This is a genomic window from Pseudomonas sp. CM27, assembly GCF_013179515.1.
Taxonomy (GTDB): Bacteria; Pseudomonadota; Gammaproteobacteria; order Pseudomonadales; family Pseudomonadaceae; genus Aquipseudomonas.
Window position 1 is genome coordinate 1 of record NZ_JABMCN010000209.1, and the last position, 10,844, is coordinate 10,844.

Below are 10,844 nucleotides of genomic sequence, written 5' to 3' on the forward strand. Positions count from 1 at the left end.
CTCGCCACCGGAAAAGCCCTCTTCGGTGACCTCGCTCCAGCGCACGCTGGGGCTCCACAGTGACTTCAGCCCGGCGCGGTCGACGCCCGGTATGTAGAACACCTCGTCATGGATCTGCCGCAGGGTCTCCATGTAGTCCTTGTCGAAGATGTCGCCATTCACCGCTTCCACCGAGATGCGCACGGTGTTGCCAAGGTTGGCCAGGTCGTTGCGGTGCTCCATCATCTGCTCGATGAACGGGTGCTGCAGCGGGATCATCTTCTCGAAGCTGGTGGAGGGGCGAATCTGCGTGGCCTGCCAGAACAGGAAAATGCTGACCAGCACGCACAGGGCGATGACCACGGGGCGGTTGTTGAAGATCAGGCGTTCGAGCAGTGTGGCCTTGTCCTGGTGGTGCGGCTGCATGCTGATGCTCTCCCTGCTGGTCATGGACGCACCTGCGCGGCAGGCTGGTCCGCACCTTCGGCGCTGGCCAGGTGTACACCACCCTGTCCCACCAGCAGCAGGCCACCGTCGGCCAGGCCGCTGACGCCGGCCAGGGCAATGCGGTCGGCGCGGTTGTAGACGCTGAAGGTGTGGCCGTCGTCGCTGCTGCGCAGCACGCTGCCGCCATTGCCGACCAGCACCAGGTTGCCATTATCGAGAAGCGTAGCGCTTGCCAGGCCGAATTCGAGCGCGCCGCGCGCGGCCTTCAGCTCGATAGGCTGCCAGCTGTCGCCGAAGTCGGTGGAACGGAACAGGTTGCCGCGCAGGCCGTAGGCCAGCAGGGTGTGTGCCTGGGCAGTGCCGATCACGCCGAACAGCGAGCCCTCGTAGGGACCCTGGACCTTGGCCCAGGTCTGACCGTTGTCGGCGGAGCGGAACATGCCACCCTGTTCGCCAACGATGAACAGCCCGGCGTCACGCACCCGGGCGATGCCGTTGAGGTGCAGCTGGTCGGGGTTGTCCAGGCGCTCGGCCGCGTCCTGCCAGTGCTGGCCGCCGTCAGTGGTTTCCAGCAAGGCGCCGTAGGCACCCACGGCAAAACCGTGCTGGGCGTCAAGGAAGGTGATGTCGAGCAAGGGTGCTTCGCGGGCAAGGTCTTCGAACTGCTTGCTCCAGGTGGCGCCACCGTCGCTGCTGGCGAGGATTTGCGCGTCATGGCCGACCGCCCAACCGCGCTTGTCGTCGAAAAAGAACACGGCGGTGAGCAGTTGCCGGGTGGGTACCCGGGCCTGGGTCCAGGTGCTGCCCTGGTCATCGGAGAACAGGATGTGGCCGCGATCCCCCACCACCACCAGGCGTTTGCCGGCATGGGTGGCGCCGATCAGCAGGCTTTGGCTGGCCTTGGCCGATTCGGTGGAGTATTCGTCGGCTGCGGCGGCCTGGGCACTGTCGGCCCATACCCCCAATGCCAGCGCCAGCACTGCGCTGGCGGCCAATGGCCAGGCACCACGCCTGGTCTGCGTCATCACCCGCTGCTTCATGACCATCCCCTGTTGTGTTGTTCTTGTTGGGTCTGTGCTGTGAAAAGCCTGTGTTAGAGGCTTGGGGGGATCGTATCGGGGAAGGTTGCGCGATTACAACGCGCGGGACGTTATGTTTTGTTAACCGGAAAAAACCGGGGCCGCTGCGCGGCCCATCGCCGGCAAGCGCGGCTCCCACAGGAATACCACAACCTTCAAGCCTGTGATTATCTTGTGGGCTCCCACAGGACTATCACAACCTTCGGCGCTTGTGATTATCTTGTGGGAGCCGCGCTTGCCGGCGATGGGCTGCACAGCAGCCCCGGTTTCTAGCAGGCTTACGCCAGGCTCTTGCTCACCACTTCATAGACATCGCTGGACAGCTCGCCAGACGCGAGAATCCGCTCCAGCTCGCCTTTCATCAGGCCCTGACGCGCAGCGTCATACTTGCGCCAGCGGGTCAGCGGCGCCAGTTGACGCGAGGCAATCTGCGGGTTCAGCGCATTCAGCTCGATCACCAGGTCGGCCAGGAAGCGATACCCCGAGCCATCCGCCGCATGGAAGTTGACCAGGTTCTGCCCGGCAAACGCACCGACCAGCGCACGCACCTTGTTCGGGTTCTTCAGGGTGAACGCCGGGTGCTGCATCAGCGCCTTGACCCGCGCCAGCCCGCCCGGCAGCGTGCTGGCCGCCTGCACGCTGAACCACTGGTCCATCACCAGCGGGTTGTCCTTGAAGTGCTCGGCAAAGGCTTCCAGCGCCTTGGCCCGCTCGGCTTCGAACGGCGAGTTGACCAGCACCGCCAGCGCGGTAAGGCGCTCGGTCATGTTGTCGCAGTGCTCGAACTGCTCCAGGGTCGCCTCCAGCACCTGCGGCTTGCCGCTCTGCATCAGGTACGACAGCGCGATGTTCTGCAGGCTGCGGCGGGCGAAGTGCTCGGCCGAGGCCACGTAGGCAGTGCCGCGCGACACCTCACGGTGGGCCTGATAGCGCGCCCACAGGGCGTCGAACAACTGTGCGGCGATCTGCTTGCGGGCGAACTCGCGGGCATTGTGGATGGCATCCACGTCGGCCACCTGGCTGATTTCGGTCAGGTAGGCCTCACCCGGCAGCGAGAGCATTTCCGCGACCATGGCCGGGTCCAGCGATTCATTGCCCAGCACAGTGCCCAAGGCCTTGATCAGCCGCTGGTCGAGCTGCAGCGCTTCACCGCGCTGGTGCTGGCCGATCAGTTCCTGCAACACCTGCACCGACAGCTGTTGGCCCGCTTCCCAGCGGTTGAAACCGTCGCTGTCATGCTGCATCAGGAACATCAGCTGATCGCGGTCGTAAGGGAAGCTGAGCTTGACCGGGGCGCTGAAGCCGCGCAGCAGCGACGGCAGCGGCCTGGCCTTGAGGCCCTGGAAGGTGAAGGTCTGCTCGGCCTCGGTCACCGACAGCACGCGGCTGCTACCCTGGGCAGCGGTTTCGCCAGCCAGTTGCAGCGGCAGGTCATTGCCTGCGGCATCCAGCAGACCCAGTTCCACGGGAATCACGAACGGCAGCTTCTGCGCCTTGTCCGGAGTCTGCGGGCAGCTCTGGCGGAAGGTCAGGCTGTAGGTCTGCGCGGCGGCATCATAGGCTTCACTGACGTCCAGGCGGGGGGTGCCAGCCTGGCTGTACCAGCGCTTGAACTGGGTGAAGTCGACGCCATTGGCGTCTTCCATGGCCTTGATGAAGTCGTCGGTGGTCACCGCCTGGCCATCGTGGCGCTCAAAGTACAGGTCGCTGCCCTTGCGGAAGCCATCGGCACCCAGCAGGGTACGTACCATGCGCACCACTTCGGCGCCCTTCTCGTACACGGTCAGGGTGTAGAAGTTGGAGATCTCGATGAAGCTGTCCGGGCGCACCGGGTGGGCCATGGGGCCGGCGTCTTCGGCAAACTGATGGGTGCGCAGGTAGGCCACGTCCTCGATCCGCTTGACCGTGCGCGAGTTCATGTCGGCGCTGAACTCGGCATCGCGGAACACCGTGAAGCCTTCCTTCAGCGACAGCTGGAACCAGTCGCGGCAAGTAACGCGGTTACCCGACCAGTTGTGGAAGTACTCGTGCGCGACCACACCTTCGACGCGCTGGTGCGCGGCATCGGTAGCGGTTTCGGCGCGGGCCAGCACACAGCTGGAGTTGAAGATGTTCAGGCCCTTGTTTTCCATGGCGCCCATGTTGAAGTCATTGACCGCGACGATCATGAAGATGTCCAGGTCGTACTCACGGCCATAGACTTCTTCGTCCCAGCGCATGGACTTCTTAAGGCTGACCATCGCGTGGTCGCACTTGTCGAGGTTCTCGGGCTCGACGTAGATGCGCAGCATCACATCACGGCCTGACTGACGCGTGAAGTTGTCCTCGACGCACCACAGGTCACCGGCCACCAGCGCGAACAGGTAGGCTGGCTTCTTGAACGGGTCTTCCCAGGTTGCCCAGTGGCGGCCATCCTCGGCCGGCCCGCTGCCCGTCGGGTTGCCGTTCGACAGCAGGACCGGGTAGCGATGCTGCTCGGCGATCACCGTGGTGGTGAAGGTGCTCATCACGTCCGGGCGGTCGAGGTAGTAGGTGATCTTGCGGAAGCCCTCGGCCTCACACTGGGTGCAGAACATCTTGCCGGACTTGTACAGGCCTTCCAGCGCGGTATTGCTTTCAGGGTGGATCTTCACACTGGTATCGAGGGTGAAGTTCGCGGCCTTGGGGTGCAGGGTCAGGCTGTCGGCTTCGAGCCGGTAGTCGCCCGGCTGCAGTTCCTGGTCATCCAGGGCCGCGCGCTGCAGCTCCAGCTGCTGGCCATCCAGCACCAGTGGCGGCAGGCCGGCCCCGCGCTCGGGGTTGCGGCGCATGACCAGTTGCGCATGGACCAGGGTGTGGTCCTCGAACAGTTCGAAGGTCAGGTGCGTCTCGTCGATCAGGTACTCGGGCGCCTGGTAGTCCTTGAGGTAGATCACTTGCGGTTGTTCGGTACGCATGTGCAGGTCCTTTTTACTGGAGCACGGCCAACTGGTAGGCCGTGTACTTGCGAATATTGATCACACCGGTATCGAAGATCAGGTACTGGCCCTTGATACCCATCAGCGTACCTTCAACCACTGGGCTCTTGTCCAGGTTGTGGCTGACGATCTTGGTCGGGTAGGCCTCGACCGGGTAGCGCATCTGCACCACTTCGGCGTCGGCCAGCGGCTGGATGGCCTGCAGCCCGAAGCGTCCCTGCAGCTCGCGCAGGCCGTCGGCGCAGGCATCGAAGATCTGGTCGCGGATGGCCGGCAGGTCCAGCACCTCGGCGTCGCTCTTGAGCAGCGTGCGCCAATTGGTGCGGTCTGGCACCTGGCTGCGCAGGATATCCTCGACCAGCCCGGATTGCTGGCGGGTGGCCACGCGCATGATCGGCAGGGCCTGGCTGGCACCCTGGTCGAGCCAGCGGGTGGGCAGCTGGGTGGCGCGGGTGATGCCGACCTTGATGCCCGACGAGTTGGCCAGGTAGACCACGTGATCGGTCATGCAGAACTGTTCGCCCCACGACGGTTCGCGGCAGGTGCCGGCGTCATAGTGGCATTTTTCCGGGGCCATGATGCACACATCGCACTGGGCCAGCTTGGTCATGCACGGGTAGCAGTATCCCTGGCTGAAGCTGGTCTTGGTGCGCTTGCCGCAATGGCTGCAGTGAATGGCGCCGAGGTATTCCAGGCGCAGGCGCTGGCCAATCAGCGGGTTGACCGGCACCTGCGTGTCATCCAGGCGAAAGCTGTACTGCACCACCGGTGCCTGCAGGCTTACCGTCATCTTGCTCAAAGAGCCACGAGCGAGTTCGATCAATGTACCGAGTCCGACTTGAACAGAATATTGGCGATCGGCGCCGACTTGGAGGCGCATTCCTGCGGGCCCATGTAGCCGGTGCGCTGGTCTTCGGGCAGGTTTTTCATCTCCCAGGCAATAACGGCCTGCAGCGACAGTTCTTTCTGCTCGGCGGTGAGCTTGCGGCCATCCGACCATTTACCGATTTCCACGGCCAGTTTCAGGCTCTCGTAGATATCCGGGGTGATGTTTTCGATCATTTGCGCGAAAGTGGACATAGTGTCTCCTGATTCAAGCCGACAGTTTACGCCGGGCCAGCGCCCCGCCCAAGAGCCCGGTCAGGCATCCGATGAGCAACCCGCCGACATGCGCGGCGTTGGCGATCTGGCCCAGGCCCAGGGTGCCGACCACGCCGGTCAGGCACACCACGAGCCAGATCAGCATCATCACCAGCACACCCTTGGGCAGGTTGAAGTAACGGTTGGGGGCAAGCCACTGGTATAGCCAGATGTGCCCGAGCAGGCCGTACAGCACGCCGGACAGGCCACCGAACAGGCTCGGCCCGCTGGTGTAGTGCTGGGCCAGGTTGGACACCAGGCTGAACAGAAGAGTCAGGCCCAGCAGCATCCACGGGCCCTGGCGCAGTTCGATGCGTTTGCCCAGTTCCCAGTACCACAGGCTGTTCATGGCCAGGTGCAGCACGCCGAAGTGCAGCAGCATGGGCGACACCAGGCGCCACCACTGGCCTTGATCCAGGCTTTGTGCCAGCGAGGTGAAGTACAGGTAGTCGCCCTGCACGCGGAAGTCGAGGAAGGTGAACCAGCTGATGGTGGTGAAGTTGTCGCCCAGGCTGGTCAGGCCGGCGACGATGAAGCACAGCAGCAGGGTCAGGGTGGTGATTTTGCAGGCTTTGGCCTGGGCTGCCAGGGAAGGTTGCGTGGGGCCATTAGCGGGTAAACCCGCTCCTGCGGGGTCATCGGTTGCCGGGATATCGGCGTTACCCTCCGGGAAGCGCTGGTAGAGTTCGCGGACGTCTTCGGCCAGGGTATCGGGGGCCCAGAGCACCTGGACCTCGCCCTCTTCACTGACCCGGTGCGGCACCTGCAGGCGCTGCAGCAGGTGGACGAAGCCGCTGAGGTCGACCGACAGCGGCAGGCGCATCACTTCGATAATGTTCATTGGTTGGCCTGTGGGCGGTCGACGTCGACCCAGACGAACTTGTGCGGGTCGATGCGGGTTTCATCATCCAGCCGGTACGCAACCATTTTGCCGTAGAGCACGGCGCTGTAGTCCAGGCAGGCCAGGTTGGGGCGGATGGGCGCGGGATGGCCGCTGCGCCAGTAGTGGCCGACAAACAGCAACGGCTCGTCTTCGCCATAGCGCAGCAGGGCGTTCTTCTGGCTGTGGCTGAGCGGTGCACTGGCCACCGCTTCGGGCAGGGCATCGGGCTGGAACACGATGTCGCCGTAGGTTTGCGGGTCTTCTTCCCAGAACTTGGTGCGGAAAAAGGCGCGGGTCAGGCCATCGCCGCCGGTCAGGGTCAGGCCGTCGGGCAGGCGCATGTCGGTGCCGCGCAGCAGGCGGTTGCACACGGTGGCGGCGAAGCTGTTGCTTACCGCCGAGGCCTGGATGAAATGCTGGTCGATACGCCCATCGGGGTATTGCTGGCGCAGCGGCTCGATCAGCCGTGGGTCCCAGCAGGCATGCACCAGGCGGAAGCGCCCGGCGTCGATGAACAGCGGCAGCTGGTAGAACCAGTTGACGAAGTCGTGCCAGTCGCCCGGGTGTTGGGCGAACTGGGTGAGGGTTTCGTCTATCAGCCGGGCATGGCGTGGCGTATGTTCACGCACGTATTCCTTGCCGCTGCCGGGCAGCGCCGGGGTCACCCAGCCGAGGGCGTTGTATTCGTGGTTGCCCATGATGCAGAACGCCTGCCCCGCCTCGACCATGTCGTGGACGATGTGCAGCGCCTCGCGGATGCGTGGGCCGCGGTCGACGATGTCGCCAAGGAACAGCGCCTGGCGCCTCGGGTGGCGCCATACGCCGGCTACACGCTTGTATCCGAGGGCGTCGAGCAGGCGTTCGAGGGTGAGTGCACAGCCGTGCACGTCACCGATGATGTCGAAACTTCGCGCCGGATCGAGCATCAGTCGTCCCTGCTCCCCAGGCGGCTGCCCCAACCGAGCTTGGTGCGGCAGACCTCGTAGTAATTGTGGTCCAGCGGGTGGATCAGCCGCAGTTTCTGCGGTTTCTTGCTGACCGTGATGGTGTCGCCGGGAGCGCAGGTGAAGTGGTTCTGGCCGTCACAGGACACCTGCGGGTAGATCTGCAGGTCCTTGGACACCACGATCTTGAGCTCGCTGTTGCCGTCGACCACGATCGGCCGGCCCGACAAGGTGTGCGGGTACATCGGCACGATGACGATGGCATCGAGCTTGGGGTGCATGATCGGGCCGCCAGCCGACAGCGCATAGGCGGTCGAGCCAGTGGGGGTGGCGACGATCAGGCCGTCGGCCTTCTGGCTGCAGACGAACTGGCCGTCGATATAGATCTCGAACTCGATCATGCGTGTGGACTTGCCCGGGTGCAGCACCACATCGTTCAGCGCATCGCCCTGGCCGATGGCTTCGTGATGGCGACGCACCTCGGCCTGCAGCAGGAAGCGGTTTTCCACCAGGTAGTGGCCGTCGAGCACTTCGGCGACCTTTTCTTCCAGTTCGTCGGGGCGGATGTCGGTAAGGAAGCCCAGGTTGCCACGGTTGATACCCAGCACCGGAATGTTGTGCCGGGCCAGGGCGCGCGCAGCGCCCAGCAGGCTGCCGTCGCCGCCGACGACGATGACCAGGTCGCAGACTTCACCCAGCAGCTTGCGGGTGGAGGTTTGCAGGCCGTGACCGGGCAGCACTTCGGCGATGGTGTCCTCGAGGATCACGTGCAAGTGGCGGTCGAGGAGGAATTTTTTCAGTCGGCGAATGGTGTCGAGCACCTGCGAGCTGCCAAGGCGACCGATGATACCGATATTGCGAAATTGCTCCATGGGGCTCCTGCGAGGCTCTGCGGCGGGTGACGATGCGCCGATTATGGGCGAAACCACCGGGCAGCGGCAAACCGGCTATGCTCGCAGCATGACGCCATTCGCCCAGCTCGACGACCTGCCCCGGCAACTGCAGCGCCCCGCCGTGCGCGACCTGGCCTGGGCGCTGCTGTCGCCGCCCTTGCTCAGTGCCCCGCCCTGCCCCCAGCGCCACCCATTGGCAGGCAGCCTTTGGGCGGATCAACCGCGCCAGCTTGAAGACTGGCTGCGAGCGCTGGATGCCGACGATCGCCCTTTGCAGGACTGGCTGGCGAAATTGGGTAGCGGGCGCCTGGGGCACTATTACGAACGGCTGTGGCAGTTTGCCCTGGGCCAGGCGCCGGGCATCGAACTGCTGGCGGCCAACCTGGCGATCCGCGACGGCGGGCACACCCTGGGTGAGCTGGACGTGGTGCTGCGCGACCGCGACGGGGTGCACCATCTGGAACTGGCCATCAAGCTGTATCTGGGGCCGGAAGGCTCCGGACACGACCCCTGCACCTGGCTGGGGCCGGGCTGCCATGACCGGCTGGGGATCAAGCTTGGGCACCTGGCGAAGCACCAGTTGCCGATGTCGGCGGGGGCACACAGCCGCGTTCTGCTGGCCCGGCTTGGGGTTGGCCAGGTGCAGGCACATGCATGGCTGGGCGGCTACCTGTTTTATCCATGGGCCGGACATGCCGAGCCGCCGGCGGGTGCCAACCCGCAGCATCTGCGCGGGCGTTGGCTGCGGCGGCGGGACTGGGTCATGGCTGAGGGTGAGCGCTGGCAGCCACTGCAAAGGCATGCCTGGCTGGCGCCGGCGCGGGTAGAAGCGGGTGAGTGCTGGCAGGCAGAACAGTTTGCGGCCTGGCTGCATGTGTTGGCACGGCAGGCGCCGGCGCAGTTGCTGGTGCGGCTGAAGCCGGATCCCGACGGTACCTGGCAGGAGGCAGAGCGGGTGTTTCTGGTGGCTGACAGCTGGCCATTTTTGCCCGAGGCATGATGTTGCCTGTACCGGCCCTATCGCCGGCAAGCCAGCTCCCACAGGTACTGCGCAGGCCTCGGGCTCAACGCCGTACCTGTGGGAGCTGGCTTGCCGGCGATGGGGCCAGCACAGACAACACAGTTTTCACAGACCCAGCGCAATGATCTGTTCCCGGTAACCCTTAAAGTGGTACCTGAGCGCCAACAAGAGCGCCATCCCGACCTGATGACGAGGAACGACCATGGTTTCATCCACCCCCGCGACCCATTACGCGCGCCTGTCGATTGCCCTGCACTGGCTGATGCTGGTGCTGCTGGCAGCCGTCTACGCCTGCATCGAACTGCGCGGCCTGTTCCCCAAGGACAGCGCTGAACGCAACCTGATGAAAGACCTGCATTTCATGCTCGGGCTCAGCGTGTTCGTGCTGGTCTGGCTACGCCTGGCCGTGCGCCTCAGCCGCCCGACCCCGCCGATCCTGCCCAAGCCACCGGCCTGGCAGACCGGCCTGGCGCACCTGATGCATCTGGCGCTGTACCTGATGATGATCGGCTTGCCGCTGGCCGGCTGGCTGATCCTCAGCGCCGCCGACAAGCCGGTGCCGTTCTACGGCCTGGAGCTGCCGCACCTGATCGGCGCGGACCCGGACCAGGCCAAGTTCATCAAAGGCTGGCATGAACGTATCGGCAGTTGGGGCTACTGGCTGATCGGCCTGCATGCACTGGCAGGGCTGTATCACCACTATGTGCAGCGCGACAACACGCTGCTGCGCATGCTGCCTTACAAGTAGCCGCGCCGACCCTGCAGGCCACCGGTATGCACGAAGATCAGGCGAGTGCCGGGCGCGAACAGCCCGGCCTCGACCTGTTCGCGCAGCGCCATCAGCGCCTTGCCAGTGTAGAGTGCTTCGAGAGGTACGCCGGTGTACTGCTCGCAGTGGGCGACGAAGGCTAGCAGCTCATCGTCGAACGTGCCGAAGCCACCCCGGCAAGCATCGTGCAGCTGGTAGCCTTGTCCGCCTGCCAGTGCCGCCACCGTTTCCGCCACGCCATGATCCCTGGGTACGGCCAATGCGCCATGCACGGTGTGCGCACCCGCCTCGGCCATTACCAGCCCGGCCAAGGTGGTACCTGTACCGGCAGCCAGCCACCAGCTGTCATAGTCCGACCAGCCCAATGTCGCGATTTGTGAGCGCGCCTGCTGCAGGATCAGTGCACAGCCTTGGGCACCGGCCAGCCCGCCGCCGCCTTCGGGGATGCAATGCCAACCGGGGTAGTGTGCCTGCCAGGGCTCCCAGAACCCTGGTTCGTTGCGTGCGCGATAGCCGCCATAACCAAGCCAGTGCAGCTCCATGCCCAGCGCCTGCAGGTCGCGCACCGTGGGCGTGTCCTGGGCGTGGCCGCGCAGCAGGCCGGCGGTGGCAAAGCCGAAGCGCTTGCCGGCGGCGGCAAGCGCGTGCAGGTGGTTGGAATGGTTGCCGCCGAGGCTGATCAAGCCCGGGGCTTTGCTGTTGCCAGCTTGCTGCAGATGATGGCGAAGCTTG

Annotated in this window: 10 protein-coding genes and 1 pseudogene; 2 read left to right on the plus strand and 9 right to left on the minus strand. The window is 64.7% G+C overall.

Annotation, left to right across the window (positions count from 1 at the left end):
* The 8 genes and pseudogenes from HP547_RS22140 to HP547_RS22175 all read right to left on the minus strand — a co-directional run.
* A pseudogene (locus HP547_RS22140) lies at nucleotides 1-429 on the minus strand (RND family transporter); the annotation flags it as partial.
* A complete protein-coding gene (locus HP547_RS22145) occupies nucleotides 426-1,451 on the minus strand; it encodes a WD40/YVTN/BNR-like repeat-containing protein (protein WP_372242403.1) in 1,026 nt (341 codons plus the stop codon). The pseudogene HP547_RS22140 and the gene HP547_RS22145, both read right to left, overlap by 4 nt.
* Before the next feature lie 332 nt (nucleotides 1,452-1,783).
* Nucleotides 1,784-4,441 (minus strand): aminopeptidase N, encoded by a 2,658-nt coding sequence (gene pepN, locus HP547_RS22150; protein WP_172287432.1) that lies wholly within the window; start codon nucleotides 4,439-4,441, stop codon nucleotides 1,784-1,786.
* A 13-nt stretch (nucleotides 4,442-4,454) separates the two neighbouring features.
* Nucleotides 4,455-5,285: a DUF2797 domain-containing protein gene (locus HP547_RS22155; protein ID WP_172287433.1), complete on the minus strand. Its 831-nt coding sequence runs from the start codon at nucleotides 5,283-5,285 to the stop codon at nucleotides 4,455-4,457.
* Nucleotides 5,282-5,542, minus strand: coding sequence for a YeaC family protein (locus HP547_RS22160; RefSeq protein WP_172218569.1), 261 nt, complete (start codon nucleotides 5,540-5,542; stop codon nucleotides 5,282-5,284). Before HP547_RS22160 ends, HP547_RS22155 begins: the two co-directional genes overlap by 4 nt.
* A 13-nt stretch (nucleotides 5,543-5,555) precedes the next feature.
* Entirely contained in the window at nucleotides 5,556-6,443 is an 888-nt protein-coding gene (locus tag HP547_RS22165) for a rhomboid family intramembrane serine protease (protein ID WP_172218571.1), read from the minus strand.
* Nucleotides 6,440-7,411: a metallophosphoesterase gene (locus HP547_RS22170; RefSeq protein ID WP_172218573.1), complete on the minus strand. Its 972-nt coding sequence runs from the start codon at nucleotides 7,409-7,411 to the stop codon at nucleotides 6,440-6,442. Before HP547_RS22170 ends, HP547_RS22165 begins: the two co-directional genes overlap by 4 nt.
* Nucleotides 7,411-8,301 carry an NAD(+) kinase gene (locus HP547_RS22175; RefSeq protein ID WP_016485536.1) on the minus strand — a complete coding sequence of 297 codons (891 nt, stop codon included), beginning with the start codon at nucleotides 8,299-8,301 and terminating at the stop codon, nucleotides 7,411-7,413. Before HP547_RS22175 ends, HP547_RS22170 begins: the two co-directional genes overlap by 1 nt.
* Here HP547_RS22175 and HP547_RS22180 point away from each other — a divergent pair.
* Nucleotides 8,300-9,322 (plus strand): DUF1853 family protein, encoded by a 1,023-nt coding sequence (locus tag HP547_RS22180; RefSeq protein WP_172218574.1) that lies wholly within the window; start codon nucleotides 8,300-8,302, stop codon nucleotides 9,320-9,322. The genes HP547_RS22175 and HP547_RS22180 overlap by 2 nt on opposite strands.
* 223 nt (nucleotides 9,323-9,545) lie before the next feature.
* A complete protein-coding gene (locus HP547_RS22185) occupies nucleotides 9,546-10,091 on the plus strand; it encodes a cytochrome b (RefSeq protein WP_172287434.1) in 546 nt (181 codons plus the stop codon).
* On the opposite strand, the gene HP547_RS22190 is transcribed toward HP547_RS22185, so the two are convergent.
* A partial coding sequence (locus HP547_RS22190) for a 1-aminocyclopropane-1-carboxylate deaminase/D-cysteine desulfhydrase (RefSeq protein WP_172287435.1) occupies nucleotides 10,082-10,844 on the minus strand: 763 nt, incomplete at its 5' end. The genes HP547_RS22185 and HP547_RS22190 overlap by 10 nt on opposite strands.

Excerpts from the sequence above, each read along its gene's own strand:
- HP547_RS22145 (WP_372242403.1), bottom strand. The coding sequence starts at position 1,451 with ATGACGCAGACCAGGCGTGGTGCCTGGCCATTGGCCGCCAGCGCAGTG.
- pepN (WP_172287432.1), bottom strand. The coding sequence starts at position 4,441 with ATGCGTACCGAACAACCGCAAGTGATCTACCTCAAGGACTACCAGGCG.
- HP547_RS22160 (WP_172218569.1), bottom strand. The coding sequence starts at position 5,542 with ATGTCCACTTTCGCGCAAATGATCGAAAACATCACCCCGGATATCTAC.
- HP547_RS22165 (WP_172218571.1), bottom strand. The coding sequence starts at position 6,443 with ATGAACATTATCGAAGTGATGCGCCTGCCGCTGTCGGTCGACCTCAGC.
- HP547_RS22170 (WP_172218573.1), bottom strand. The coding sequence starts at position 7,411 with ATGCTCGATCCGGCGCGAAGTTTCGACATCATCGGTGACGTGCACGGC.
- HP547_RS22180 (WP_172218574.1), top strand. The coding sequence starts at position 8,300 with ATGGGGCTCCTGCGAGGCTCTGCGGCGGGTGACGATGCGCCGATTATG.
- HP547_RS22175 (WP_016485536.1), bottom strand. The coding sequence starts at position 8,301 with ATGGAGCAATTTCGCAATATCGGTATCATCGGTCGCCTTGGCAGCTCG.
- HP547_RS22185 (WP_172287434.1), top strand. The coding sequence starts at position 9,546 with ATGGTTTCATCCACCCCCGCGACCCATTACGCGCGCCTGTCGATTGCC.